This window comes from Loigolactobacillus coryniformis subsp. coryniformis KCTC 3167 = DSM 20001 (assembly GCF_002706425.1).
Lineage (GTDB): Bacteria > Bacillota > Bacilli > Lactobacillales > Lactobacillaceae > Loigolactobacillus > Loigolactobacillus coryniformis.
The window spans coordinates 192,333-218,812 of the sequence record NZ_CP017713.1 but is presented as its reverse complement, the minus strand read 5'-3'; the positions used below and the strand labels follow the sequence as shown (position 1 = coordinate 218,812).

The 26,480-nt window shown below is 45.6% G+C and carries 25 protein-coding genes; 15 read left to right on the top strand and 10 right to left on the bottom strand.

Features of this window, described 5'->3' with window-relative positions:
- Positions 1-8: 8 nt before the first annotated feature.
- From ahpF to LC20001_RS01025, 6 genes are all read right to left on the bottom strand, one after another.
- Positions 9-1,574, bottom strand: coding sequence for an alkyl hydroperoxide reductase subunit F (ahpF, locus tag LC20001_RS01050; protein WP_003679788.1), 1,566 nt, complete (start codon positions 1,572-1,574; stop codon positions 9-11).
- Positions 1,575-1,689: 115 nt separating this feature from the next.
- Positions 1,690-2,253, bottom strand: coding sequence for an alkyl hydroperoxide reductase subunit C (ahpC, locus tag LC20001_RS01045; protein ID WP_003679791.1), 564 nt, complete (start codon positions 2,251-2,253; stop codon positions 1,690-1,692).
- A gap of 200 nt (positions 2,254-2,453) precedes the next feature.
- On the bottom strand, positions 2,454-3,152 hold the full coding sequence (narI, locus tag LC20001_RS01040; RefSeq protein WP_003679793.1) for a respiratory nitrate reductase subunit gamma: 699 nt from the start codon (positions 3,150-3,152) through the stop codon (positions 2,454-2,456).
- A complete protein-coding gene (narJ, locus tag LC20001_RS01035; RefSeq protein WP_003679795.1) occupies positions 3,153-3,725 on the bottom strand; it encodes a nitrate reductase molybdenum cofactor assembly chaperone in 573 nt (190 codons plus the stop codon). It lies immediately after the preceding gene.
- The gene (narH, locus tag LC20001_RS01030; protein ID WP_010011288.1) at positions 3,718-5,277 is read right to left on the bottom strand and encodes a nitrate reductase subunit beta; all 1,560 of its coding nucleotides are present in this window, start codon (positions 5,275-5,277) and stop codon (positions 3,718-3,720) included. The genes narJ and narH overlap by 8 nt, the downstream gene beginning before the upstream one ends.
- Positions 5,267-8,935, bottom strand: a complete 3,669-nt coding sequence (locus LC20001_RS01025) for a nitrate reductase subunit alpha (protein WP_010011286.1) — start codon at positions 8,933-8,935, stop codon at positions 5,267-5,269. Before LC20001_RS01025 ends, narH begins: the two co-directional genes overlap by 11 nt.
- 393 nt (positions 8,936-9,328) lie before the next feature.
- Here LC20001_RS01025 and LC20001_RS01020 point away from each other — a divergent pair, with 393 nt between their 5' ends.
- From LC20001_RS01020 to LC20001_RS00955, 14 genes are all read left to right on the top strand, one after another.
- Positions 9,329-10,366: a HesA/MoeB/ThiF family protein gene (locus LC20001_RS01020; RefSeq protein ID WP_099267182.1), complete on the top strand. Its 1,038-nt coding sequence runs from the start codon at positions 9,329-9,331 to the stop codon at positions 10,364-10,366.
- A complete protein-coding gene (locus tag LC20001_RS01015; RefSeq protein WP_010011284.1) occupies positions 10,366-10,833 on the top strand; it encodes a MogA/MoaB family molybdenum cofactor biosynthesis protein in 468 nt (155 codons plus the stop codon). Before LC20001_RS01020 ends, LC20001_RS01015 begins: the two co-directional genes overlap by 1 nt.
- A gap of 9 nt (positions 10,834-10,842) precedes the next feature.
- The gene (locus tag LC20001_RS01010) at positions 10,843-12,063 is read left to right on the top strand and encodes a molybdopterin molybdotransferase MoeA (protein ID WP_010011283.1); all 1,221 of its coding nucleotides are present in this window, start codon (positions 10,843-10,845) and stop codon (positions 12,061-12,063) included.
- Complete coding sequence (mobB, locus tag LC20001_RS01005; RefSeq protein WP_010011280.1) at positions 12,042-12,536, top strand: molybdopterin-guanine dinucleotide biosynthesis protein B; 495 nt, start codon at positions 12,042-12,044, stop codon at positions 12,534-12,536. Before LC20001_RS01010 ends, mobB begins: the two co-directional genes overlap by 22 nt.
- Positions 12,536-13,018: a cyclic pyranopterin monophosphate synthase MoaC gene (moaC, locus tag LC20001_RS01000; protein ID WP_010011279.1), complete on the top strand. Its 483-nt coding sequence runs from the start codon at positions 12,536-12,538 to the stop codon at positions 13,016-13,018. Before mobB ends, moaC begins: the two co-directional genes overlap by 1 nt.
- On the top strand, positions 12,975-13,571 hold the full coding sequence (gene mobA, locus LC20001_RS00995) for a molybdenum cofactor guanylyltransferase (RefSeq protein WP_225358806.1): 597 nt from the start codon (positions 12,975-12,977) through the stop codon (positions 13,569-13,571). The genes moaC and mobA overlap by 44 nt, the downstream gene beginning before the upstream one ends.
- Positions 13,572-13,575: 4 nt before the next feature.
- Positions 13,576-13,803 (top strand): hypothetical protein, encoded by a 228-nt coding sequence (locus tag LC20001_RS00990; RefSeq protein WP_010011277.1) that lies wholly within the window; start codon positions 13,576-13,578, stop codon positions 13,801-13,803.
- Positions 13,804-13,914: 111 nt separating this feature from the next.
- On the top strand, positions 13,915-14,352 hold the full coding sequence (locus tag LC20001_RS00985; RefSeq protein WP_010011276.1) for a GAF domain-containing protein: 438 nt from the start codon (positions 13,915-13,917) through the stop codon (positions 14,350-14,352).
- 247 nt (positions 14,353-14,599) lie between these two features.
- Complete coding sequence (locus tag LC20001_RS00980) at positions 14,600-15,628, top strand: sensor histidine kinase (protein ID WP_010011274.1); 1,029 nt, start codon at positions 14,600-14,602, stop codon at positions 15,626-15,628.
- 259 nt (positions 15,629-15,887) lie between these two features.
- Positions 15,888-16,547 carry a response regulator gene (locus LC20001_RS00975; protein ID WP_010011273.1) on the top strand — a complete coding sequence of 220 codons (660 nt, stop codon included), beginning with the start codon at positions 15,888-15,890 and terminating at the stop codon, positions 16,545-16,547.
- Positions 16,548-16,754: 207 nt separating this feature from the next.
- Positions 16,755-17,516: a flavodoxin family protein gene (locus LC20001_RS00970; protein ID WP_010011272.1), complete on the top strand. Its 762-nt coding sequence runs from the start codon at positions 16,755-16,757 to the stop codon at positions 17,514-17,516.
- Positions 17,517-17,592: 76 nt separating this feature from the next.
- Positions 17,593-17,847 (top strand): hypothetical protein, encoded by a 255-nt coding sequence (locus tag LC20001_RS00965; protein WP_010011271.1) that lies wholly within the window; start codon positions 17,593-17,595, stop codon positions 17,845-17,847.
- Positions 17,848-17,893: 46 nt separating this feature from the next.
- Entirely contained in the window at positions 17,894-18,877 is a 984-nt protein-coding gene (locus tag LC20001_RS00960; protein WP_010011270.1) for a hypothetical protein, read from the top strand.
- Between the two features lie 15 nt (positions 18,878-18,892).
- Positions 18,893-19,870 (top strand): polyprenyl synthetase family protein, encoded by a 978-nt coding sequence (locus tag LC20001_RS00955; protein WP_003679269.1) that lies wholly within the window; start codon positions 18,893-18,895, stop codon positions 19,868-19,870.
- 36 nt (positions 19,871-19,906) lie between these two features.
- On the opposite strand, the gene LC20001_RS00950 is transcribed toward LC20001_RS00955, so the two are convergent.
- The gene (locus LC20001_RS00950; protein ID WP_010011269.1) at positions 19,907-21,520 is read right to left on the bottom strand and encodes a DUF438 domain-containing protein; all 1,614 of its coding nucleotides are present in this window, start codon (positions 21,518-21,520) and stop codon (positions 19,907-19,909) included.
- Entirely contained in the window at positions 21,507-21,743 is a 237-nt protein-coding gene (locus LC20001_RS00945; RefSeq protein WP_010011268.1) for a DUF1858 domain-containing protein, read from the bottom strand. Before LC20001_RS00945 ends, LC20001_RS00950 begins: the two co-directional genes overlap by 14 nt.
- A 277-nt stretch (positions 21,744-22,020) precedes the next feature.
- On the opposite strand from LC20001_RS00945, the gene LC20001_RS00940 reads away from it, so the two are divergent.
- Positions 22,021-22,824: a putative ABC transporter permease gene (locus tag LC20001_RS00940; RefSeq protein ID WP_010011266.1), complete on the top strand. Its 804-nt coding sequence runs from the start codon at positions 22,021-22,023 to the stop codon at positions 22,822-22,824.
- Positions 22,825-23,086: 262 nt separating this feature from the next.
- On the opposite strand, the gene LC20001_RS00935 is transcribed toward LC20001_RS00940, so the two are convergent.
- Complete coding sequence (locus tag LC20001_RS00935; protein ID WP_010011264.1) at positions 23,087-25,171, bottom strand: DNA topoisomerase; 2,085 nt, start codon at positions 25,169-25,171, stop codon at positions 23,087-23,089.
- A gap of 124 nt (positions 25,172-25,295) precedes the next feature.
- On the bottom strand, positions 25,296-26,477 hold the full coding sequence (locus LC20001_RS00930) for a nitrate/nitrite transporter (RefSeq protein ID WP_003679274.1): 1,182 nt from the start codon (positions 26,475-26,477) through the stop codon (positions 25,296-25,298).
- Positions 26,478-26,480 lie beyond the last annotated feature (3 nt).

Genomic DNA, 26,480 nt, shown 5'->3' with positions numbered 1-26,480 from the left:
TTTAGCAATTACGCCATGACTTTTTCAGCTTTAACGCTGGTTCTAACCAAATAGTCAAAAGCGCTTAAGGCTGCGGTTGCACCGGCGCCCATCGCAATGATGATCTGCTTGTAAGCCGAATCAGTGCAGTCGCCGGCGGCAAAAATACCGTCAACATTGGTTGCTTGGCGTGCATCCGTAACGATTTCATGATGCGCGTTGACTTCGATCGGCGCAGTGACCCAGTCCGTATTTGGTACTAACCCAATTTGCACGAAGACCCCTTCTAGATCCAAATGATGTTCCGTTTGGGTGGCACGATCCGTATAAGTTAGACCGTTAACCCGGCCCGCACCAGTGATTTCTTTGGTGGCGGCGTTGGTGAGCAGCGTAATGTTAGTTGCCGCATTGGCTTTAGCCTGCAAAACGCTATCCGCGCCTAGTTCAGGTGCAAATTCAAGCACGGTCACATGCTGACAAATGCCAGCCAAATCAATGGCTGCCTCAATGCCAGAATTACCGCCGCCGATCACGGCAACCTCTTTACCGGCATATAATGGACCATCACAATGTGGGCAGTAGGCGACGCCTTTGTTTTTAAATTCAGCTTCGCCGGGAACGCCAATAGTCTTCCATTGCGCACCAGTTGCGATGATCGCTGTTTTAGCTTTAAGCACATCGCCAGCGGCTAAAGTCAATTCGACCACATCATTTTTGACGATCTGTTCAACCCGTTGGCCTGTCAGTACTTTGACGCCGTACTTTTCAACTTGCGCTTGAATATTGGCCATCAGCTGCTCACCTTCAACATAGTCGGTACCAGCTAAGTTTTCGATACCCAACGTATCCAGTGGTTGGCCGCCAAAATGATCGGCTACAATTGCTGTCGAGATCCCTTTACGTGCGGCATAAATTGCTGCACTGCCAGCTGCTGGGCCAGCACCAACGATCACGACATCAAATTGTTGGTCAGTCCAATCACTAGCAACATGCTGCGGTGCAGCGCCAGCAGCTTTATCAACTAGTTCTTCCAACGTTGCTCGGCCATTATGCCATTCTTCACCATTTAAAAAGACCGTCGGCACAGCCAAGATATTCTTTTCCGTGGCTTCATCCTGATACATGCCACCTTCGATCATCGTATGACTGACGTGTGGATTGAGCACGCTCATAATATTCAGCGCTTGTACCACATCGGGACAATTATGGCAGCTTAGACTGGCAAAAGTTTCAAAATGTAAATCCGTGTTAATAGCGGTGATCCGCTGTTTCGTCGCCGCACTAATTTTTGGTGCGTGACCGGAAACCTGAAGTAACGCCAGCACAAATGACGTGAATTCGTGTCCTAATGGTACCCCAGCAAATTCAATCCCGCTGCTAGCTTGACCCGCTTGATCAAGCGCAAAACTTGGTTGTCGTTTTAGTTTGCCACTGACAACGGTGATCCGTGGCGTCAACGCTGCGACTTCATTTACAAAGTCACTGACTTTTTGCGAACGCTGATCGGTCCCTAGATCGGTGGTGATCACCACATCATGCTCTAATAATTTTAAGTAACCAACCAGTTGTTGCTTAACTGTTGCATCAATTGCCATCGCTGTAAAACCTCCTTGAAGATTTACTTCTATCGAAAAAGGCCGAACTCGCGGCCTTTTAACATGCTTTACTCTAAAACGTAATTAACAAAGCAACTTCTTTCAGCTAACGACGCTAAATTTTACCGACAAGATCCAAGCCAGGCGTCAGTGTGGCTTCGTCTTCTTTCCACTTAGCTGGGCAAACTTCACCCGGATGCGCGGCCACATATTGGCCAGCCTTGATCCGATTCAAATATTCACCAGCGTTACGGCCGATACCATCAGCGTTGATCTCCATGGCTTGAACGACACCTTCAGGATCAAGAATGAACGTCCCCCGTTGAGCAAGGCCTTGTTCTTCATCTAAAACATCGAATAAGCGGATGATTTTCTGTGATGGATCGCCGATCATAGTGTATTCGACTTTACCAACTGCTTCGGAATCATCGTGCCACGCTTTATGTACAAAGTGTGTATCCGCGGAAACGGAATAAACTTCAACACCCAATGATTGTAACTGTGCGTAATTATCTTGAAGATCTTCTAATTCAGTCGGACAAACAAATGAGAAATCCGCTGGATAAAACATGATAATACTCCAATGACCGAGTAAATCTTTATCTGAAACGTCAACAAACTCACCTTGCCGATATGCATGTGCGTTAAATTCGCCAACTTTTTTTCCAACTAATGACAAAATATGGTAGCCTCCTAAAATTTAATTGCCTGCAACCTTTATTCTAAATGATAATCATTCTAAGTCAAGTCTAAATCTAAAATAGAAACGATTAATTTGTATTCGGTTACTAAAAAATAGCGACCACCAACTTAACTGTTTGCAGATAACAAACAGAAAGTCGGCGATCGCTATTTTAGCGGTGACCGTCCTAAATGTGATTAAATCTGTGGCCGGCGTCGATACACGATGAAACGACGGTAAACGTATTGCCATGGTAAGGCCAACGCGTGAACCAAGCGCGTATACGGGAAGGCGCCAAAAATCATAAAGCCGAAGATAACGTGCATCTTGAACATTAGTGGCACTTGCAGCATCAAGCGGAAATCAGGATGGAACATGAAGATCTGCCGCGCCCAAATTGCCAAGGACGTCCGATAATTAAAATCAGGATTGATCGGCCCCGCAACAAAGGAAGATAGCATCCCCAGTGTGATCTCCACGGTCAATGCGACGATCACCACTAGATCACCCGTTGAGCTAGCGTGGAACACCCGGTGATCATGAAAGCGACGGAAACAAAGGATATATACCCCGACCGTGGCCAAGATCCCGAAGAAAGCACCGGCTGGCATGGCGATAATGTGATGATAAAATTCATCGCTGATCCCCAGTGCGTCCGTCCAGGCTTTTGGGATCAACACGCCGATAATATGGCCAAAAAATACACCGATAATGCCGACGTGAAACATAATACTACCGATCATCAAGGTCTTTTTTTCCAACAGTTCACTGGATTTGGCAGTAACGGTTGGGTGGAAAAAGGCAAAGCGGATGATCGTGCCGAAGAAAAATGATCCCAGCATGAGATACGGATAAATACTCCACAAGAAAAATTGAAACGGATGGCTCGCGATCATCTATGACACCTCCTGTTGTGCGCCGATGCAGGATTTAAATTCTTGCCGCAGTAAGCGAATCAATTCGAGATAGGCTTCGCCAGCATATTCGGCTTCATTTTTCAGTAAATTGTAAGTGCCGTCTTCAATGACTTGGAACACAAGCCCAATATCTTGTTGCCGTTCATCTTGATCCCAATTACCATAGGTCAAAAATTCCAGCATCAATGGAAAATAATCAGCTAGCTCGTCACCCTCAACGGAGACGCCAAACATTTCGTACAACATTTTTAATTTTGCTAACAGTTGCCCGCGTTCCCGAGAGTCTTGGTAGCGATAATAGCTTAAATATAGCGTAAAACGCTTATTCAGGTCAAAAAGATTTGAATATTCTTGTTGCAGGTCAAACAATGACTTTTGTTGTAATTGTTTGATCCAAGCGACTAACGCTGCTTTATTAGGTGTTTCCGGATAGTCGCGGGCAAAGTCAGCGACCAACGTTGGCTGCAATAATTCGTCGCTGGGGTAATCTAACCAGTGCGAAAAATAGACGAAGCCGGGCCGCATTTGGTCCACGCGTTCAATATTAATCACGCCAGATCCCCCCATAGAATGTTTCGGCATAGATTTCTGCCGTTGACTTGCCGGCCTCAGCCTTGCGGAACATACTGCTATGTTGCGGTGCTAAGCTGCAACCTTGGCATTCGTCATAACCTAATGTCCCTTGTTCATCATAACCATCTTCAACTTGTTCTTTATGGTTAGTTGGAATGACAAACCGATCCTCGTATTTGGCAATTGCGAGTAAGCGATATAAAGAAGTCGCACTACGTTCAGTTAGATCAACGCGACCTAATTTTTCCGTGTCGAAATCTTTACCGCTAGTCCGTGCCCGCATGTAAAGCCGCATCATCGCTAATTTGTATAGCGCTGCTTTGATGGCTTCCGTGTTGCCGCCAGTCAATAGGCTAGCTAAATAATCAACAGGAATACGCATTTCATCGATCCCTGGGAAAATCATTTCTGGGTTATTGATCGAATCGCGGCCTTCAAAGTAGTTCATGATTGGTGACAAAGGCGGCACGTACCAAACCATTGGCATTGTCCGATATTCGGGATGCAATGGGAAGGCAATTTTTTCCGTAACGGCCATCCGGTAAATCGGTGAATTCTGGGCAGCGGTAATCATTTCATCGCTAATGCCGTCAGCATAGGCTTGTTCGATCACTGCTGGATCGTTAGGGTCCAAGAATAAGCTCAGTTGGCTTTCGTACAGTTTAGAATCATCGGGTTCTTCGGCTGCTTCCGCAACGCGATCAGCGTCATACAACATCACGCCAATGTAACGAATCCGGCCGACACAAGTTTCAGCACAAACTGTTGGCATGCCTTCTTCGATCCGTGGATAACAGAAGGTACATTTTTCAGCTTTATTCGTCCGCCAGTTGAAGTAAACTTTCTTATATGGGCAGCCAGTCATGCAGAAACGCCAGCCACGACAGCGTTCTTGATCGACTAACACGATACCATCTTCGTCACGCTTGTACATAGCACCAGATGGGCATGAAGCGACACAAGGTGCATTTAAGCAATGCTCACATAGCCGTGGTAGATACATCATGAAGGCTTGTTCAAAATTAGCCTTGATATCCGTTTCAATTTTTGCCATATTCGGATCTTGTTGCAAGTATTCCGGCGAACCTGCTAAATCGTCGTCCCAGTTGGGGCCAGTTTTAAGATCCATATATTCGCCGGTGATCTGTGACTTTGCCCGCGCAACTGGCTGATGTTTCTTTTCTGGGCCAAAAAGCGTTTGGTAGTCATAAGTCCACGGTTCATAGTAATCATCAAGCTCTGGCATGTCAGGATTGTAAAAAATCTTACCTAAAGCAATCTTGTTAAGTTTGTTGCCGGCCTTCAGTTGTAGCTTGCCTTTGCTATTAAGTTCCCAGCCACCGTGATAATGGCTTTCGTCTTCCCAACGTTTCGGGTAGCCGACCCCGGGCTTAGTTTCAACGTTGTTAAACCACATGTATTCTGCGCCGGGACGGTTGGTCCAAGTGTTTTTACACGTGACCGAACACGTATGACAGCCGATACATTTATCTAAGTTTAAGACCATACCGATCTGTGCTTTAATCCTCATTCCAGTTCACCTTCTTTAATTTTCTGACTTTAACGTACAAATCACGCTGATTACCGATCGGACCATAGTAGTTGAAGCCGTAACTTAATTGCGCGTAGCCCCCAACCATTTGCGTCGGTTTGATGTGGATCTGGGTTGGCGCATTATGGCTACCACCACGGTTACCCGTGATCGTCGATAATGGTTCCTGGATTTCCATATCTTGAGCATGGTACATATACATCGAGCCTTCCGGCATCCGGTGACTGACCACTGCCCGTGCAGTAACGACCCCATTACGGTTGTAAAGTTCCAACCAATCGTTGTCCTTGATACCAATTTTATCGGCGTCTAGTGGGCTGAGCCAAACGTTCGGGCCGCCCCGGAACAAGGTCAGCATTTCCAAATTATCATAGTACATCGTGTGAATGTTCCACTTACCATGCGGTGTCATATAACGCAACGTCAATTCATCAGCTTCCGGTGTGATCTTCGTATCCTTAGGTCCCATCACCGTCGGCGGCAGCGTTGGCTTGTAAGTGGCTAATTCTTCACCGTATTCTTGGAACGTTTCGTGATCAAGATAGAATTGTTGCCGCCCAGTTAAGGTACGGAACGGTACTAAGCGCTCAACATTCAAGGTAAATGGTGAATAGCGATCACCATCATGCTTCGAGCTACTAAAGACAGGCGTTGGGATCGCCTCGCGTGGTTCGGTGGTGATCGCCTTAAAGGTGATCTTTTCCTCGGCACGGCCAGCGCTGATATCTTGTAGCTTACGTCCAGTTTTACTTTCAGCATCCGCCCACGCCCGTTGTGCTACGTGACCATTGGTGGCACTGGAAAGTAGTAAGACCGCTTCAGCGACTTTCTTATCTTGGTCTAATTTTGGACAATCGACATTGATGCCGTCGTCCCAAACTGAATTACGATCACGTAACTCAGCGTATTCTGGCTTAACGCTGTATGAATAGCCAGTCGCACCGACGTTACCATCAGCGTGTGGCCCTAGCGCAACATACTTCGAATAAACTTGGGTATAATCGCGCTTAACTAAGGACAAGCTTGGCATCGTTTTGCCCGGAATTGGTTCAACTTCGCCGTACTTCCAATCCTTGATCTCACCTAATGGTTGGGAAATCTCTGCCTTAGAATCATGTCCTAACGGCTGTGTCTTCAAGTCATAAACTGGTTCCGGCATGTATTTGGCTGCCATCGTCGAGAATTTTCGTGCCAGCGCCGCAAAGGTTTGCCAGTCACTCTTAGATTCCCATAGTGGGCTGACCGCCGCATTAAACGGATGGATAAAGGGATGCATATCGGTGGACGATAGATCTTCCTTTTCGTACCAAGTTGCCGCTGGCAAAACCACGTCAGCGTATAGCGGCGTGGTTACCATCCGGAAGTCTAAGGAAACCAACAGGTCGAGCTTACCTTCAATGGTTTCATCATTCCATTTCATTTCTGTCGGCTTAAAGTTATCGTTACTCTTAGCCAATAAACCATTTTCCGCACCGAGTAAGTGTTTCATGAAATATTCTTGGCCTTTACCGGAAGAAGCAAATAAGTTGGAGCGCCAAACAAACATTGCTTTCGGCTGATTCTGTGGCGCATCGGGATCTTCAGCGGCAAAATGCAAGTCGCCAGACTTCAGATCACGGACCACCTTTTGACTGAGCTCACCGATGTCAGTGGTTTTGTACTGTTCAGTAAAGTTCAGCGAATTACGATCGAATTGCGGATAACCCGGCAGCCAGCCTAGGCGGATCGCCATTTGGTTGTAGTCCGCGGGATGATCGTAACTGTGCTTCACTTTTTTGACCGGTGACTTCAGCGCCCGATTGTCTAATTCATCGTACTTCCATTGATCACTGGCAAAATAGAAGAAGGACGTGCCGTTTTGTTGGCGCGCACCACCAGGTTGCCAGTCATTGGCAAAGGCGATCGTTGCCCAACCTTCAGCTGGCCGCAACTTTTCTTGACCAACATAATGGGCCCAGCCACCACCGGAAACACCTTCACAGCCGCATAATAGCAGCATATTGATGATCGTCCGGTAATTCATATCGCTGTTGAACCAGTGATTGATCCCAGCGCCCATGATCACCATTGATTTACCACCAGTATCGATGGCGTTTTGGGCAAATTCACGGGCGATCTGCACGACTAAGCTCTGTTTAACGCCGGTAACTTGTTCTTGCCACGCTGGCGTGTAAATGCTGGCGGCATCATCGTAACCTTGCGCCGCTAAATCATCATTGGCGGTGCGCTTGATACCGTATTGACTCATCATTAGATCATAAACAGTAGTGACTAATTTCTGCTGTCCATTGGCTAAAGTAATTGAACGAACCGGTAAATGCCGAACTAAAACAGCGTTGCCTTGCCGATCAAATACTGGGAAATCAACAACGACATTCTCACTGTCAGCACCGACACTTAATTCAGGATCGATCGGATTGCCAGCGTCATCCTGCAGCGTCAGATTCCACTGCCGATTATCTTCCCACCGTTGACCGACCGTGCCGTTTGGTACCACGATCTGCTGGGTATTTTGATCCCAGACCACTGGCTTCCATTCAGCGTTAGCCACCTTGTCACTAGATAAATCACTGATCCGCACAAAGCGCCCCGATGTAAAGTGATGATCATTAGCCGCACTCGGGTCTAAGAAAACTAAGAATGGCAGATCGGTAAATTGTTTCGCATAATTGATAAATTGCGATTCCTGCCGTTTTTGATAGTATTCATTTAAAATGACGTGGGTCATCCCTTGAGCTAAAGCAGCATCGGTCCCTGGATGTGGCGCCAACCAGTTATCGGCAAATTTAACATTTTCCGCATAATCTGGGCTGACGGCAACGATCTTAGCCCCGTGATAGCGCGCTTCAGTCATAAAATGCGCATCCGGCGTCCGGGTCAACGGCACATTAGAACCCCACATCATAATATATTGGCTGTTGTACCAATCACTGGATTCAGGAACGTCGGTTTGTTCACCCCAAACTTGTGGTGACGCCGGTGGTAGATCCGCGTACCAATCATAGAAACTCAACATTTCCGAGCCAAGCAAGGAAAGGAAACGTGCGCCGGAAGCATAACTGATCATTGACATCGCGGGGATCGGTGAAAAACCGGCGATCCGATCAGGGCCATATTTTTTCAATGTATAGATCAGCATCGTTGAGATCAATTCCAGTGCTTCATCCCAATGCACCCGAACTAAGCCACCATGACCGCGGGCACTCTTGTAGTAATGTGTCTTTTCTTTGTCTTCAACAATACTCGCCCAAGCAGCAATTGGATCTGCCGCGTTTTGCTTAGCTTCAGTCCATAATTGCCACAACTTGCCACGAATGTAAGGATATTTGATCCGTACCGGACTATATTCATACCACGAAAAACTAGCGCCACGTGGGCAGCCCCGCGGTTCAAATTCCGGCATGTTTGGCCCACACGATGGGTAATCAGTCGCTTGATGTTCCCACGTAATGATGCCTTGCTTCACATAAACGTTCCAACTACACGAGCCAGTACAATTGACACCATGAGTCGTTCGAACAACTTTATCGTGGGCCCAACGCTGCTTATACAGTTTTTCCCAGCGGCGATTATTTTCTTCCAGCTGCGTAAAACTGCCGTTAAATTTCTCGACTTGCTTAAAAAAGCGAGATTTCACGATTATTCACGTCCCTTCCAGAACTAAAGTATTGAAAAAAGCGCTTAGATTATAGAACGTATCGCCTAGCTAGTTGTTTGGCTAATACGGCGATAGGTCATTTTGCTTTTTTCAACACGTTTCCACATTGAATATTTTTTAACTACCTTAATACCAAATATAATCACAAACGCGAGCTAACTTCTCCGGCAAAAGTTGCGCACAAAAGTAAGACTTTTCCCTAATATTCACAATATCATTTACAATGCTATACTGCGATTAGGGAATTGCCCGAATTTTATGAAAAATACAGAAATTTTTGTTAAAAATAAGAGTATTCAACTAGTGGTTTTTTGTTTTTGCTCAAGGATTAGTTAGCAGTTATTTCAATGCATTTTGTCTATGCACACGGAGGTGAGCGTCATCGAACGTTATGATCGGCAAATGCGCGTCAAACAAATTGGCGCCGCTGGTCAAGCTAAAATCAACGCTAGCACGATTCTGATCGTCGGCTGTGGCGCCTTAGGAACTTATGCAGCTGAACAGTTGGTGCGCGCCGGTGTCGGTACACTCTATTTAGTGGATCCTGATACCGTCAGTGAAACTAACCTACAGCGCCAAAGTCTTTTCACAGAAGCTGATGCCACTAATGAACTGTTTAAAGTCGATGCAGCAGCAGCTAAATTACGCCAGATCAATCACAACGTCACCATTGATGTTTTTCCGGTGGAACTGCGCCCCGAATTACTGGCGCAAATGCAGCCGTTGACGTTGGCCTTAGACTGTAGTGATAATTTTAGTGTCCGTGACCTGCTTAATCGCTTGGCACTCAATCAGCACTTTCCCTTCGTTTTTGCAGCTTGTGCCGGCGTTTCCGGCCAATTAATGCTGGTTGATCCTACTGCTGGTCCGTGCCTTGAGTGTGCCTTTCCCGATATCACCAAGTTAAAAGAGCGCGACTGCGACATTCTCGGCGTCGCTACACCGCTGATTCCGCTGGTTTCCAGCATCCAAGTTTCGTTGGCGTTGCGCTATGTTGTCAGCGGCGCTGGTGCCTTGGATCAATTGACGACGGTTAGCTGTTGGCCACCAGCGCAGCAGCACTTTAAAGTGAAAAAACGCGCTGACTGCCCAGTTTGCCAGCACAAACAGGTACCGATCACGTTAAATGATAAAACGTTGTTGCGCCGCTTATGTGGCAGCAATGCTTGGTCAGTTTATTTACCGCAAACACGTAGTATTGCTGAGGTAGCCGCCACTTTAGCCGCTAAACATGTCGCTTATCGCGTTACACCAAGCATGATCACCTTTAAGTGGCACGACGCACCGGCTAGCTACTTTAAAACCGGTAAAGTGCAACTTTATAAACTAAATGAGCAACAAGCACAGCAGCATTACCGTGCGCTGTGGCAGCTACTCAAAGCGCCGCGACAGAAAGAAGGTCAGCCATAATGACAACGGCAGCAATTTTAACGGTCAGTGATACGCGTAATTTAGATAATGATAAAAGTGGTCAAACGATCGCCACTGCGCTGGGTACCGCTGAGATCACCGTTACCCAGCGCTTAGTGGTGCCTGATGATATCGTGGCGATCCAAAGCGCATTTTTACAATTAGAATTAACGGAACCTGACATGATCATCACCAATGGTGGCACGGGTATCGCTCAACGCGATGTCACTTTTGATGCTTTAGAACCTTTATTGCCCGTAACGATCCCTGGTTTTGGCGAACATTTCCGGCAGATCAGTTTTACTGAGATCGGCACGCGCGCCTTGGCTTCACGGGCGCTAGCCGGTTTTAATGTTCGCGATCAACTTTGTTTTGTGCTGCCTGGTTCGACCAATGCCTGCCAAACCGCGTTACAGCAGTTGATCTTACCTGAATGGCAACATTTGTTATTTGAAAGACGAAAGTAGGTAACTTGTATGTTAGAACGTCGTAAACCAATTACATTAGAAGAAGCACAAGCAAAATTAGCCGCATTAAAATTACCCCAACAGGTAGAAACGATTCCGGTGGCTGACGCTAATCATCGCGTTTTAGCCGAAGATGCCGTAGCTGCGTATGATTATCCCAATTTCCGTCGTTCTGGTTATGACGGCTACGCCATTCGTGCTGCCGATGACCATGATTTCCCGAAAAATTTCCATGTGGTCGGCGAAATTCAAGCCGGCGCTACCTTTGATCATGATCTAGGTGAAAATGAAACCGCACGGATCATGACTGGTGCCTTTGTTCCCGATAACGCAGCTAAAGTCATTATGTTAGAGCAAACGCGGTCGGTACCTGAACAACCTGATCAGGTGAAAATTATGGTCAGCCAAGACCGCGACAACATTACCCCCGCCGGTTCCGAATTTAAACAAGGGGCACTGCTGATCGCTGCTGGCACCGAATTGAATCCTGGTGGGCTCAGTCTGCTAACCGCCTTTGGTACCACTGAAGTCAAGGTTTACCGGCAACCACGCGTTGCCATCATCACGACTGGCACTGAATTACTAAATCCTGGCGACACCCCACAGCCAGGTAAGATTTTTAATAGTAATGGGCCTTTGATCGCTAATCTAGTCGCAGAAAGCGGCGCGATCGTCACTGAAACCGTTCAATTAGTCGATGATTATAAATTATTACAAACCAATTTAGAACGACTTAAGCAAACCAACGACCTAGTTATCACTGATGGTGGCGTTTCGGTCGGCGATTTTGACTATTTAGCTACTACCGCCCGCAATTCAGAGCAGTTATTATTTAACAAGTTAAAAATGCGGCCTGGCAGTGTTACGACCGCTTTTGTTGATGACAATACCTTGATCATCGCCTTATCTGGTAATCCGGGGGCTTGCTACACCGGCTTTTACTTATTTGCTGAACCAATTTTACGGCGCTTTGTTGCTCAGCCATCACATTGTCAGAAAGTGACCGCAAACTTAGCCCGCATTTATCCTAAAACTAACGGTTACGATAAAATTTTGCGCGGTACCTATCAGTTAAACGACGGTCGTTATCAAGTTCAGCTAAATGGCAGCGATGTATCCGGCTCACTGGGCAATCTGCAATCGACTACTTGCCTCTTCAAGATACCGCATAGTCATGAACCACTACCCTTAAATGCCGAGGTGGAAACATGGTTGCTCCCCTTCAAATAGTTGGCTTTAAGAAAAGCGGTAAAACCACGGCGATCAACGATTTTCTAGCCGTTCTAAAGCGACAGCACCAGCCAGTGTGCGTGTTAAAGCATGACGCGCATAATGCACAAATGGATCAAGCTGGAACTGATACCGCTCGTTTCACTGCTGCTGGCGCGCAAACCGTTTTATTGGCAACCGATCAGGCAACGATGGTACAACAGCAGATCACTCGGCCGCCAACTGCGGCGCAATTGATCGCCACTTACGCCCAGCCCGAGCAATTTTGTCTACTGGAAGGCTTCAAGGCGGCAGCCTACCCTAAGCTCGTGTTAGTACGGCCTGGCGAACGGCCGATCGACTTTGAGCAATTAAGCCACATTACGGCATACGCTAGCTTGCATACCCCAGAGTTCAGTACCTGTTTAGATTTCAGCACTAGCGTACAACGCCAAGCTTGGTTTACGACCTATTTGCAGAAAGAAGGATTTTAATGGCTGAATTAACTCATTTCAATGATCAAAATCGTGCACGGATGGTCGATGTCACCGCCAAAAAAGTAACTGCACGGATTGCCAAAGCAACCGGCCAAATCACGATGCATCCGGAAACATTAGCGCGTATTCATGCTGGTACAATGAAAAAAGGCGACGTCCTCGCTGTCGCCCAAGTTGCCGGTATTATGGCGGCCAAACAGACGAGTAATTTAGTTCCGATGTGCCATTTGATTCCTTTAACTGGCGTCGACATTCACTTTAGCGATAACGATCAAGATACGATCACTGCAGTGGTCACCGTCAAAACCAAACACGTCACCGGCGTTGAGATCGAGGCGCTGACGGCTTGCCAGATCAGCCTACTGACGATCTACGATATGTGTAAAGCCATCGACCGCGGCATGGTGATCAATGACGTCCATTTGCTGGAAAAAGATGGCGGTAAAAGCGGCCATTTCACTTACGATGCCGCAAAATAAGCCGACGGGAATCGTATTAGCTGGCGGTCATTCGCGCCGCTTTGGGCGTGATAAAGCCTTGGCCGTCTTACCGGAGCAAACACAACCAAATGTGGTTTTAGCTGTACACAAATTGTTGCCGCTAACGACCCAAATTTATGTTGCTGCCAACACCCAAAATGCCGCTGCGCTAACCACCCTATTTATCGACTTACCGCAGGTACATATTTGTGTGGATCACGCTGATTTTACTGATTGTGGTCCACTTGGTGGTTTATACGCCGCGACTGCAGCACAACCACGGTGCCATGACTATTTACTGCTTGCCACCGATTATCCTTATTTGACCAGTGAATTGCTGCTAACCTTGGCCCAGCAGCCGCGTAGCTATCTTGCAACTACAGCGCAAGCACATTACGCTTTGGCCCATTTTTACACTGATCATGCTACCGTACGTCAATTTTTAGCCAGTGGCCAACGCCGCTTGCAAACTTTTATCGTTAACGTGGCCCAATGCCAGCCCGTAATGGTCGCCGTTGATCTGGCGTTACAGAATTTAAATTATAGGAAGTGAACCCATGCTACAAAAAAACGAGATGTCCGACGCTGATTTCCAAAAATTATTAAAGATTGCCTTAATGGATCTACGGATTCACCGGACACTGTTAGAAAATGAAATTGCTGACCAACGTGCTGATCTGCGCACACTAGAACAAGATGAAGCGATCGAGAACCTAGAACAGCAAATTCGGCCGATTCGTGAAGATTACGATCACTATAAACAATTTTTAACAGAAGATATTTAACATAATTTATAAATTTAACCGTTTTTTTTAGACATATATGTAATTAAAATCTAATTCTAGCGTAAAATCATGACCAGACTATGCTATACTCAGAGAGGAGTGACATTGATTATGGGTGACGAGAAGATCGCCAAAAATATCGCTTACCATGATTTAGTCCAGTTGATCTATCAACAAGAGGACTTCGAGTTTGTTGGCGTTGCTTTACAAGATAATACCAGCTGGCGTAAAATTCATTGGCGCTATGCAGCTGGCAATACCAGCCAGCGTTTCCGCAAAATTATCTTGCGTAGCGGAATTGGGATTGCTGGTTTAGTGATCCGCACAGGTGAGCCCTTTGCAGAAAATGACCTAGCACACCATCAATATGCGGGTTACATGTCGCAGCCGATCACGATGATCGAGCACTTAACCAGTGCGGTGGCGATACCTATTTTTGATCAAGATCGGCTTATTATCGGCGTTTTACTCGCTGGTTATCGACACCAACAAAAAGTCACTGCTCACTCCGGTCACGTGTTGCAGGAATATTTACAGCGATTCCAGTAAATCACGATCCATCACGTGACAAGGATCTCCTTGTCACTTTTTTTATTACTATATAACCAAAAAGCTTGCCTCTTAAGCTAATACTTGGCTATTCTATTCATATACACGGCATAATTGTTCGCAATCTAATGAACCACAACCTGTATAAGTTAAAAGTAGCTGTAAGCGCTTCTACAATCTGTTATTATTATATTGGTTAAGTTGCCGTAAACTTAACAAAGTTTATCCATAGAAGTAGGTGAATCACATGTTAGAATCTGTCAGTTGGGTCGAAAAAAATTTCAATGAAACGCCAGATGCGGTTTTCATTTTTCGTGATGATCAACTGCTAGTTAGCAATCATGCCGCGCAAACGCTGCAAGCTGACTACGCGCTGAGCACCGCTTATATTACTAAGTTAATGAACAGTGTCGTCAAACAACAAAAGTCACGCACCAATGATTGTTTTAACTGTGTCGTTTTGGATATGGCGAAGACGGCAATTCCGTTCACTTTACCAGTCAAAGGTGCGCACTCGCTCTCCTTTTTCCTGGTTTATTCTGAATTAGATGCCGCACAAAACGTTTATTCACTAACTTTGAAGAGTAGCGACTTAATGCAACGTGTCGATCAATTGGCACAACAGCGTAAACTCGTTCAATACGTCAATCGCGCCCACGAAGAGGAACGTAAACGATTGTCACAGGATCTGCATGACAGCATCGCGCAAGGGGTCTATTCATCGATCATGGGCGTACGCCATCTGGAATCAACCGTGAATAATGCCGATCCAGAGGCTTTTGCTCGCCAAACTAAATTGATCGAAAGTCAGCTTTACGCCACCTTGCAAGAAATCAAAGGGATGGCACTAGATATTCGGCCATCAGTGTTAGATAGTTTTGGACTGATGGCTGCGTTGAAAGCATTAGCTAAACGTTTAGAGGAAAATACCGGCATTGATATTATCGTGGTTACCCGGGATGCAGAAGAGCTGAAATTATCCGAGGATGTCCAAACTGTACTCTATCGCATCGCACAAGAAGCGATGACCAACGCGATCAAACACGCGGAGGCTAACGAAATCAACTTATTTTTAGTGGCGCATGAACACGAGATCAGTTTAGAGATCATTGATGATGGTACTGGCTTCGATGTTAAACAACACGTTAGTTTTAATGGTCACTCACTGGGGCTGATCAATATGAACGAGCGCGTCAAGTCATTGCACGGTACTTTCCAAATCAAGTCGGAGCCAGGTAGTGGGACTACGGTTACCGCCACCTTCCCGATCGCTTAAGTGATATTTGCAAAATACTGCTAAGTTAGTTTTTACTATTTACTTAGTGTAAACGTGATTGAAAAAGCATTGTCACTCGTTTTTGGTTGAACTAGAGGGAGCCGTTTTGGCGGTGCAAAAAGCGACAGGTAGTTGCAAAGTTCGTAAGGCAAACCATTTTGATTATTGTCAAAAGCCGTCCGGCTCCAATCGCAGATCATTCCATAAGCTAAGCACTTTTTCAACACACTCTAATACTATAGACAGGGAGGGACCGCGCTTGTATAAAGTCTTGATTGCCGATGACCACGCCATCGTGCGCAGCGGCCTGTCATTCCTCATTAATCAGCAACCTAATTTTCACGTTGTGGCGCAAGCAGCCAGCGGCAACGAAGCTTATTTTGAAGTTGAGCGCGCTGGTGTCGACTTGATCGTCCTTGACTTAAATATGCCGCCTGGCGAAAATGGTCTGATCACGACTAAGCGGATCCATGACCGTTTTCCTAAAGTCGGTATCGTTATTTTATCGATGCACGAAGAACAGGATTATATCGATCGTGCCATGCAAAATGGTGCTGACTCTTACGTGCTAAAGAGTTCACCGGATACTGAATTACTCAGTGCTCTGCAGGCGGTGGCTAATCACCGGACGTATGTCGATCAGAATATTATCTTAACTAAAACGGATGTCGCTGAGATCAATTCAAACGATAACGATGTTAACTTGAAAATTGAGGGATATGCAGACCTTTCTAGCCGTGAACGCGAAGTTTTACCATTGATCGCGTTAGGCTATTCAAATAAAGAAATTGCCAAAAAATTATATATTTCGATCAAAACGGTCGAAGCACATAAAGCCAGCATTAACCGTAAGCTTGGTTTTAAAAACCGGGTTGATCTAGTTCATTATGCCTTACACCATGGGTTGATCGACTTTTGAGGTAAAACCCTAATGGTGTTAGTTTCGTGAAATTATTATCATAGGAGTTATTAACTATATACTGCGGTATATAGCTTTTTATATAAAGGTTGTGTTTGAAAAATACGCCAACATTAGTACTCACCGCTGATTCGACCTAAACATAGTCAGCCAGTGCGTAAAATCTAGCACTTTTCCAAACACACTTTAGGTTCTGGAGGATATACTTTGAAAGTTTTAGGTATCTTAGGCGCACATAAAAAGGATGGCTTTACCGGTCAATATTTAGCTGCCATCGCTAAAGGATTACCCGCAAATATTGACTACGAATTACTTTACTTAGCTGAATACACGATCAAGCCCGACACTGGTCAGCCAAATCCGGTTTTAGATCAATTGGAGAAAAAGCTGCAAGAAAGTGATATCTGGATCATGGCGACACCCACTTATTGGGGCACCCTTTCTGGACTTATGAAAAACTTTTTAGATTGTATGCGGCCGCGGATGGTACGAATGACAAAAGCTGCCGATACACTACCGGCGCAGTTTAAGGACAAACATTATTTGTCACTGACGACCTGCTTTCAATCAAGTCTGGAAAATTTCTTCGTCGGTATCACTGATGACACTTTTAAAACGATCGATCGTGCGCTAACCGGCGCTGGTTTGATCAAAGTCACTGAAATCGTCGGTACTGGTACTTGGGGCACCAAACAACCTGATCCCGCTAAGTTAGCACTTTGTGAACATTGGGGCGCTAAATTAGCCACTAAACAAAAGAAGGACGACAACACCGTGAAACGATACATACAATTATTCTGCATGATTGCCGTAATGGCACTTATAACTATGGGCTTGCAACAATTGATTTTTGGCGTTTTTGCCACCGGTAAGTTTTGGATGACTTACGCTACTTTTGTGATTATTTTCTACGTCTTATTGGCAAGTATCTTACATTTCTTCACCTTTTTACGCCATCGCAGACGCTAAAGTTGAAGTAGTTTTAAAACACCACTAATGCCAGGCCTTGACCTCAAAATAATTACTATAGAAAGTAGGAATACTTATGGCCCATAATGTTAGCCGCACAGAAGAATTGATTGGCATTTTAACCGATGTTTCCAACCACCGCTTCCGGGAAGCCCGGAGCATCAATCCTGAATCAATGCTTTACCAAACAACTTACTATGCCGTCCAAGAAAAGTTACTAGCTGACGCTTCAGTTGAAGACCCAACTAACAAACCAGTCGCTAGCATTGATTTACGCAACGCCAGTTTGACACCTGCAGGTGAAGAATTTTTGGCCGCGCACAAAAATTAACGATTAAGCAGACACTCACATCATGCACCCACAAAGGAATGAGTAGATGGACATTCAAAATAAACTTAACGCAAAATATGAAAATACACCGATTTATACTTCCGGCTTTTATGCAGATCCGGAAGACCCTTTGAAAAATCGATCAACTCTGCTGACAACTTTAAAATCTTTTACCGAAAATCAGGATGCAGCGACACCATTTGCTTTGCAGATCATGGCCACTAATTCTGAGTTGACGATCGCACCATTAGGGTTACTCGACTTACAGGAATTACGTGATTACACGGCAAAAAAACGCCAAACAGAAGGCTTAATTGCCGGTGAGGATACCTTTGAGCTGCCATTAGTGGTACAATTTGAAGCGCATACTGAAAAGGCTAGTGTCGAGCGTGAGTTGGTCACCACCACCGATGAGCTATTCAGCGACTTCACCCCTGCTTTTGATAAAATCTGGGCCCAAGTTAAGATCTATTTAGCGAAAAACCAGGCTTTATTAGAAGAAATGGTGGCTGATCTGATCACCGACAGTCAAAAGATCGCACCAAAATTTGTTGGTCAACTGACCGAAATGTCAGCGGCAGAACGTGAAAAAACGATTGGTTTCAAGTTACCTGATACTGAATTAGAACAATTCAGTCGTTATTTATCTGATAATCATGAAGTCAAAGCAGTAATTTCCTCTGCTGCCGCCTTTGCCACGCACGAAATTGTTGGCGAACAACTATTTGGTCAAGCCATGAATGATCGTATTTTACGGAATACTTTTTTCTGGGATCTTGACAATACTTTTCATGAAATTTTCTACTATTTCTTACGTAAATACGCAGCAGCTAATTCAAAATTAGCCAAACATCTGAACCACATCAAAGGTGGCTTGCTTTCAACTATGCGCAAAGACGCGTGGGATAAATCTAGCGAGTTGGCCACTGATGCCAAAACGACTCAAAAAGATCTCGAGCGCATGTTTACCGCTGTTTTCATGCCTTTGACTGAACAGTTGACTGCCGAGATCGCCAAATTTAATCACTAGAACAAGAGGTAGCCTATGACGCTTCAAATTTGGGATGACTTCCCCTACATTCAAGAAAAATTAACCCCGCTGACGCCTTATTTACTTGAGGCAGCACGGATCAAACAGCCTGCCGTCAATGAGCGAGTGCAAGCCTTGATCCACAACGGGGGTAAATTAGTCCGCGCCGGGCTATTTTATTTATTTAGCGAATTCGGTACGACACCTGATCAAGCACGACTAAAAGCTGGTGCCGCTGCAATTGAATTACTCCATTTAGCCACTTTGATCCACGACGACGTGATCGATCAAGCCGCTGAACGGCGCCACACCGCTACCGTCCAAACTAGCGTCGGTAACCGCAACGCCGTTTACGCGGGTGATCTGCTGTTCACCTTGTACTTTGATCAAGTATTGCGTTCGGCAGAAACATTTGCTGATATCGATACTAACGTTAAAGCGATGCATGGTATTTTGACCGGCGAACTTGATCAATATAATCTCAATTACCAACTCAACGAAACGGTCGACCAATATTTACGCGAGATCGAAGGTAAAACGGCTAAACTTTTTGCGCTAGCCTGTGCGCAAGGCGCTAAATTAGCTCACGCCGATGAGATCATTGTGGAAACTGGCGAACAAATTGGCCGCTCCTTAGGCTTAGCTTACCAGATCTTAGACGACATTCTAGATTACACCGGCACCCAAGACAGCATCCGCAAACCGATTTTGCAGGATATTCAAAATGGCATCTATACCTTGCCATTATTATTCACATTAGAAGCACAACCAACGGCGACACGGGCGTTTCTTAGCAAGAAAGCCCGCCTGACGACAGCTGAATTACAAGAGTTACAACAACTTGTGATCAACAGCGGTGGCGTCACCCAGGCTCAAACAATGGCGAACGAATTGACTGATCAAGCTTTGATCGATATTCAGACCCTACCAGATTCTCGTGCCCGTAATGACTTAGAAAAATTGACCCGGCGTTTGTTGAAGCGCCAAAAATAAAAGCTGCTCGCAAATTTATGCGAACAGCTTTTTTGATTATAGTCGTTTTTCGCCGTCTAACTTTTGAATTTCTGTGATATCTTGTGAAACCTCTAAACAACCGAGATAGGTGCCCTTCGTATCATGAACCGCAAAATAACGGATATAGACTTTTTTAGTACCGTGTAAATCGATCCAGAAATCGGCGTGATCTTGCGCGCCACTACGGAAATCATCGAGGATCTTCTGCACTTTATCCATGCTCTTAGGTGGATGGCAGTTGACCACCGCACGGCCGATCACCGCACGCGTCCGGGGGAAGATCCGTTCACCATTGTCAGAGAACCAGCGTACGATATCGTTGGCATCAACAAAAGTAACATCTACCGGTAAAACACTGAACAAGCCAGTTAATTGGTTTAAATCAAGGTCACCAGTCGGCATCACGATCGTGGCGTGATTGTCCGCGCCAATTTCTAAATGTGATTCCGTGATCCGCGGCCGTCGCTTGCTAGCCGGCTTAGCTGCTTCATCAGCCAACATTTGCTTAACAAATTCTGGCATTTCTTTCTTCGCAGCCGGTTGTTTGCTGATATTGACGTTGATCTGCGCACGCGCGTCTTCTTTGGCTGGCTGCTCGGCTTGAACTTGACCCATTTCGGCACGTAAATGCAATGGCAGGGCATTGATTGCCGCCGGATCATCTTTTTTCGCCTTTAAATCATCTGGAATCACTGGTGCCGCATCTGATTCTGGTTCAGCAATATGCTGCTTATTGGCGAGATCCTGTTCGTCAGCCATCGACTGCGCCATCGCATTTAATTCTTGCGCCATTTTAGATGGCTTGCGTTTTGCTGCTTCAGCGTAATCCCGCTCTGACGGTTGCCATGGTAACGGCTCAGGAATCAGCGTGTAGCCAATATCGCCACTTTCACTTTGGATCAACGCCCAATCATCTGGCGTAAATACTTCGGAAACCATTGGCAACAAAATCTGTTCTTCCTTGAAGATCATTTCTTCAATATCTTTGCGTGCCTTTTCAATAGCAGCTTCGATATCGTATTTAGGTGGCGTTGGCTCAGTGTTGACCAAGCGCAAAGCATCCTTGATCCAACCACGAATATCATCATCCACGCCCCACATCACTTTAGGCGGTGCAGTGATCCCATAGCGGTCCATGATCGGAAAAATCAGATTTTCTTTACGCTGATAGTGTTTGTCGATCGTCAAAAGGTCGCTTAACGCCGTTTTCATCCGTTGTAAATAACTTTGATCTTGCGCTGAAGGCGTTGCATCATTGCTGGACTGCTGCCATTTCTTTAAAACTGGCAATAATTCATCATCCAATAATGACGTGATCACGGTGTTCTCCAATTTGATCACTGCGACTGGATGACCGGGTACTTCTTCCACACTGTCACCAGAACCAGGATTGATCGACCCTTTAAAAACCGCGGCGTGCACATTACATAGTCGCTGGATTTCCATCGGATTCAAACCACTGCCGATCAATTCACGTTCCGCTGAAGTGATCTCGGAAACATCGACACTGGAAAAGGTGCTATCGAAGATTCGTTTAGCTTCGTCAAAACTACCGCCTTCATGGAGCATCTTTAAAATTTCAACGATTTTTTTCTGACGATAAACGCTATTATGTTCAATTTCCGGCATCATTGATCACCTCAAATCCTTTAGCTTCCAGCTTAGCAACGATCTGCGCCAACGGCACCTTTTTCATCGCTGCACCTTTGGGGATCGTCATGAAGCGCCCCATCGTGTTAAGAATTGCCGGATTTTTAATATCTTTTAAACCAATTTCATATAATACATCGGCCACTTCTGGGTGTGCCGTTACTAATTCATAAACTGATTGTTGCAGATCAAGTGTCGCCATGTGTCGATCCCCTTTCAAAACGGTGGTTAATTTAACGTGTGCCAAAAAGCGCTTCGACTTTATGTACTGGCATTGACACACCACGCGGTCAACAATTACTGCCGGACCGCGTCTTTCAAAACTAGCTTTATTATAACAGGTAACCACGGTAATGAGAACGATTCTCAATAAAAATTAGGGTCAGCCCTTAGAAAAACGTGGCGAATCGTTCCACACAGACGAACACTGCCAGTCGTGGTAACATTAAATTATTATCTGGCAAAATGGAGGGAGCTACATGCACGAAATTTTATTGTCACCAGCTGAATTACGTTTTTCCTTGCTGATTCTTTATTTTTTTGCTTACGCCTTGGTGGGCTGGCTATGGGAAAGTGCCTACGTCAGTGTGCGTAAAAAGCATCTGACCAACTCAGGCTTTTTGATTGGCCCAATCATCCCAGTTTACGGCTTCAGTATGCTGGCTGTACTGCTAATCCTTGAACCATTTAAAAATAACATCGGCCTACTTTTCATCACTGGCGCCCTGTTGATCACGTTGATCGAATACGTCACCAGCTGGTTGATGGAAAAACTTTTTCAAGCACGCTGGTGGGATTACAGCACGCTACCACTGAATCTAAATGGCCGCGTGGCGCTACCGATCTCGCTTTTTTGGGGTTTTGGTGTGGTGGTGATCGTCAAGCTGGTCCACCCGTTTGTCAGCCATATTATTTTAGGTTTACCTAGTGTTACGGCGATCGCCACTAGCGTCGTATTGACTGATCTGCTAATGTTTGACTTGGGCTTTACGGTTGCCAACGTGATTGGTTTTGGCGCGGCCACCCAACGGATTGGCAACACCGTGGAAACGTTGAAAGCTGAGCTGAAAAATCAGGTTACAACTGATACCAAGTTAAGCAGGCCACTTGCTTGGTTTGAAAATTTCCGTACGAATATTAAGTTGATCGACCAACAGCCCAAACTGAACTACGTACAACGCCGCTTGCTTCGGGCATTCCCGAATATTAAATTCAAACGTACCACCACATCGCCAACCGATATAACGCGCATTGTTGATTTCTTACGTAAAAAGCGGCGCTGAGACGATTTTAAAACGGGGTTGTGACATCATTGTCCAACTCCTTCTTTGTACTTCCGAACGATGTAGCTAAAACATGTGATATAAGGCAACTTTTGCTGCTTACCAGGTTTTAACTTGATGGCTTTCACCTTGCTATGTTTCTTACGGCAAGGTTTTTGCCCCAAGAATGGTCAATGGCCGAAACGTCAAAGATTTTCAGTATGAAAATCAACTGCTACTGTGGCGTAGTCGTTGCGTCGTGCCTTATACACACGCTCGTTTTTTATTTGCCAAAATCAGCTTTGAAGCCCCAAAACCTTTTGCCTTTAAATGTTTGCTGCTTTAAAGCGCCCGTAGCAGTATAGGCCTTACCGTACTTGCTGGTGGCATTAAAGGAAATCGTGTCGCCTTGTAACAATTTGCGAATTTCTTCCGCACTAAACTTATGGCCGCCCCAAGTTGAATTGAATTCCACCGTCTGGCCATCACGATACTGTCCTTGTGTTTTAGGCTTAGTTTTGTATTTTTTAGTGGTACGCGCTTTGGATTGTTGGCCGACAAATTGGGCCAGCTCCTGACTATTTCTTAAGATCAGCGGTAAATCGTGGGCGATAACTTTGGTGGCTGAATTGACCACGACCGCCGGGGCTTCATTTAATTTACCAACAGCATCCATATGATCAAAAAGCTGCTTTGTAATTTGCGGTGAGCCGATCCAAGTCTCCCGCACTAAAATCGCTGCGATCGTCCCTGGTTGCGTCAAAGTATAAAAACCGCGCTTTTCGTTGATAAAGGCGTTTTTGCCGCTGGTCAACTGCGCTTGGACACTCAACCGCGTCGCACCAGTACCAATATTATGCTTTTCCAAAAACTTGCCGATCCAATCAGCGCTAGGCCGTGTCGGTTTAGGATTAGCGCCTTGGTACATAAAGGGTGCTGCCTCAGGGCCAACTGTTTGATTAGCTAGCTGGCTTTCCGGTACCCCTTTTTCAGCATCATCAAAGATCGCCTTGTAGTTCAATTTTACGGGCACATTGAAACCCGTTTTAAATGCCGGATACAACTGCAATTCGGCGGTAATGCGATCGAATTCGTAATCTTCACCTAAAATAGCTAAATAGTTGGCAGCTAACGTTTTGTAAATGGCTTGAGCGCTGGGGCCATATTTAGCTAATTCAGCCAATGACTGCGGCACCTTGACGCCAGGACGGTTAGCACCATGGGCGGCCGAACTAGCGCGATGCTTGCTGCGTAACGTTCGATGAGTCAGCAATTGTGGGTCCACACCGATCACGGCAGCAATGCGGTCGGCCACAGGCAAAAGTTCGTTGTACTGTTCTTGTGTGATTTTCCGATCTTCCGTCCGCGGATAGGAGACGATCTCCGCCTCGTACATTTTCTGATAAGTCGCCAACACTTCCTTAGGGTTAAAGCCTTGCCGCGCTAAAAGTGAGCCTAATTTAGCTAAATCAAGTAAAGCGCCAGGCGCCTGAGTTTTATGTACCCGTTTAAGCTTAATCACTGGACTTTTGGTATAGCGGGCTACATCTGCCTGGCCGCTTTTTTCATCAGCAAAGCGCGCGGCTTGTTTTTGTGCTTCGGTTTTAAGTTCACGAGCAAAAATATGTCCCGCCGGATCCTTAAACTTAGTTTCAAAATACGGCGTTTTGACGTAATTATCGATCAATTGTTGTTGCTGCCAAATTTTTAAAACGATCACTGATTTTAAGCGGCCTTGATTGATCACCTTGACCCGATAACCGGCCTGCCGTGCGGCGTAGGTCGAGATCCGCGTCAATTGCATCGACAAAAAATCCCACTTGCTGCGCGCATCTGACTTCAGATATTCTCCCTGCTTAAATTGATCCGTGATCTCAACCATTTGTCGTATGGCTTGATTTAACGATTTAGGAGTTTCATCGGCGAAACGAATGCGATACACTGGCCCGTGCCATTTGATCGCATTGATGATCTCCCAGCCCAATAAATCGCCTTCACCTGAAGGATCATTATCCGTCGCCATTAAAATCGCCTTAGCGTTGGCTGCTTCTGCTTTAATGGCAGTCACATCAGCGCGGGTCGACTTGGACTTTTTCGTGTAGGCATTATAAGCTTTCGCATAGGTTTTCGCCCAGGAAAAATCATCCTGATTCCAGGGCATCGTCTGCATATCCGTCCACGAACTATAGCGCTGTTTATCTGCTTCTGTAGTTACCATTTTTTCAGGATCTTTAAATTCCATTAAGTGTCCGTGAGCGTGAACAATTTTATATGTCTTCCCGACTACACTGCCAGTCATCCCACCAAACGCTTTGGCCATGTGCTTAGCAGCGCTGGATTTTTCGGCTAAAATTAACATATCGATCATTGAGTTACCATCCTTTATATCCACTATGCGAACATATTTTCTACTTGATTAATTCTATACTATTTAGGCCAAAAAAACACCAAGCTAGGCGAATCCGCCTTAGCTTGGTGTAACGATAAAATAATTATTGGACAATGTGCGAGCCACCACGAATAAATTCGCGATACAGGACGAACCAGCAAATAACCGCAAATACGGCTAAAAGCCAGAAGCCCCACGTATAACTGCCCGTCATTTGTTTTAAACTACCTAATAAAATTGGTGGGAAGTAGCCCCCCAGACCGCCGATGGCACCAACAAAGCCAGTAACGGCACCGGTGTTACCTTTAGAGACGTACGGCACCATTTTGAAAATGATCCCGTTACCTAAACCAGCGACCACACCAATCAATACTAAGCCAGTGACAAATGGTCCAATGCCGCTAAGCGTTAATCCCATTTCAATGGCAAAAACGCCAATGCCGATCAAAACCCATTGTAGCAACTGCATCGGCCGTAAATGATCGGACAACATCCCACCGACGGGACGAACAAAGGTACACAGCGCACCAAACGCTGCCGCCCACATGCCGGCATTAACGGGGTTCATTTGGAACAAACTATCCAATAATGTTGGCGTTAAATTACTAAACGACATAAACAAGCCGAAAGTCAGCGCATAAAATAAGGATAAGTACCAAGTATTGGCGTCTTTCGCTACTGCTAAAGAACCTTTTAACGTTTTAGTTTTATCGACTGGCATTTCTTTACAAAGTACGATGAACAAAACGATCAGTACCAACAATAAACCGATCAGCACGTTATAAACCATACTGAAGTTCCATTTTGCGGCAATCCGCGGTAACGTCAATGCAGAGATTGCATTACCGATGTTACCGAGACTAGCGATCCCCAAAACCAAACCTTGGCGCTCTGGTGGGAACCAAACCGACACGTATGAAATTCCGACAGCAAACGAGGTCCCACTCATTCCTAATAATAAAGCAACAAATAATAGCATGCCAAATGAATGTACCCGCGGTACTAAGAACAATGGAATCAAAACAAAAATCATCAAGGCAATGTACACTTTTTTACCACCATAACGATCACTGAGAATCCCCACTGGAATCCGCATGATCGATCCGAGTAATACCGGGGTAGCTAATAATAATGTCCGTTGTGACATGGATAAGCCCAATGTTTCTTGAATCTGTGCTGCTAATGGCGCAAAACTTGACCAAGCCATAAAACAGCCCGCCATGGCCAAAGTACCCATGATCAAAGCTATTATCGCGCTAGACTTGGAACTTGCTTCTTTTTGCATCGC

Excerpts from the sequence above, each read along its gene's own strand:
- LC20001_RS00965 (WP_010011271.1), top strand. The coding sequence starts at position 17,593 with ATGGCCCATAATGTTAGCCGCACAGAAGAATTGATTGGCATTTTAACC.
- mobB (WP_010011280.1), top strand. The coding sequence starts at position 12,042 with ATGGTTGCTCCCCTTCAAATAGTTGGCTTTAAGAAAAGCGGTAAAACC.
- LC20001_RS01010 (WP_010011283.1), top strand. The coding sequence starts at position 10,843 with ATGTTAGAACGTCGTAAACCAATTACATTAGAAGAAGCACAAGCAAAA.
- moaC (WP_010011279.1), top strand. The coding sequence starts at position 12,536 with ATGGCTGAATTAACTCATTTCAATGATCAAAATCGTGCACGGATGGTC.
- LC20001_RS00980 (WP_010011274.1), top strand. The coding sequence starts at position 14,600 with ATGTTAGAATCTGTCAGTTGGGTCGAAAAAAATTTCAATGAAACGCCA.
- LC20001_RS00955 (WP_003679269.1), top strand. The coding sequence starts at position 18,893 with ATGACGCTTCAAATTTGGGATGACTTCCCCTACATTCAAGAAAAATTA.
- LC20001_RS00950 (WP_010011269.1), bottom strand. The coding sequence starts at position 21,520 with ATGCCGGAAATTGAACATAATAGCGTTTATCGTCAGAAAAAAATCGTT.
- LC20001_RS01015 (WP_010011284.1), top strand. The coding sequence starts at position 10,366 with ATGACAACGGCAGCAATTTTAACGGTCAGTGATACGCGTAATTTAGAT.
- ahpF (WP_003679788.1), bottom strand. The coding sequence starts at position 1,574 with ATGGCAATTGATGCAACAGTTAAGCAACAACTGGTTGGTTACTTAAAA.
- LC20001_RS00940 (WP_010011266.1), top strand. The coding sequence starts at position 22,021 with ATGCACGAAATTTTATTGTCACCAGCTGAATTACGTTTTTCCTTGCTG.
- narI (WP_003679793.1), bottom strand. The coding sequence starts at position 3,152 with ATGATCGCGAGCCATCCGTTTCAATTTTTCTTGTGGAGTATTTATCCG.
- mobA (WP_225358806.1), top strand. The coding sequence starts at position 12,975 with ATGGCGGTAAAAGCGGCCATTTCACTTACGATGCCGCAAAATAAGCCG.
- LC20001_RS00960 (WP_010011270.1), top strand. The coding sequence starts at position 17,894 with ATGGACATTCAAAATAAACTTAACGCAAAATATGAAAATACACCGATT.
- LC20001_RS00935 (WP_010011264.1), bottom strand. The coding sequence starts at position 25,171 with ATGATCGATATGTTAATTTTAGCCGAAAAATCCAGCGCTGCTAAGCAC.
- LC20001_RS00985 (WP_010011276.1), top strand. The coding sequence starts at position 13,915 with ATGGGTGACGAGAAGATCGCCAAAAATATCGCTTACCATGATTTAGTC.
- narH (WP_010011288.1), bottom strand. The coding sequence starts at position 5,277 with ATGAGGATTAAAGCACAGATCGGTATGGTCTTAAACTTAGATAAATGT.
- LC20001_RS00990 (WP_010011277.1), top strand. The coding sequence starts at position 13,576 with ATGCTACAAAAAAACGAGATGTCCGACGCTGATTTCCAAAAATTATTA.
- LC20001_RS00930 (WP_003679274.1), bottom strand. The coding sequence starts at position 26,477 with ATGCAAAAAGAAGCAAGTTCCAAGTCTAGCGCGATAATAGCTTTGATC.
- LC20001_RS00945 (WP_010011268.1), bottom strand. The coding sequence starts at position 21,743 with ATGGCGACACTTGATCTGCAACAATCAGTTTATGAATTAGTAACGGCA.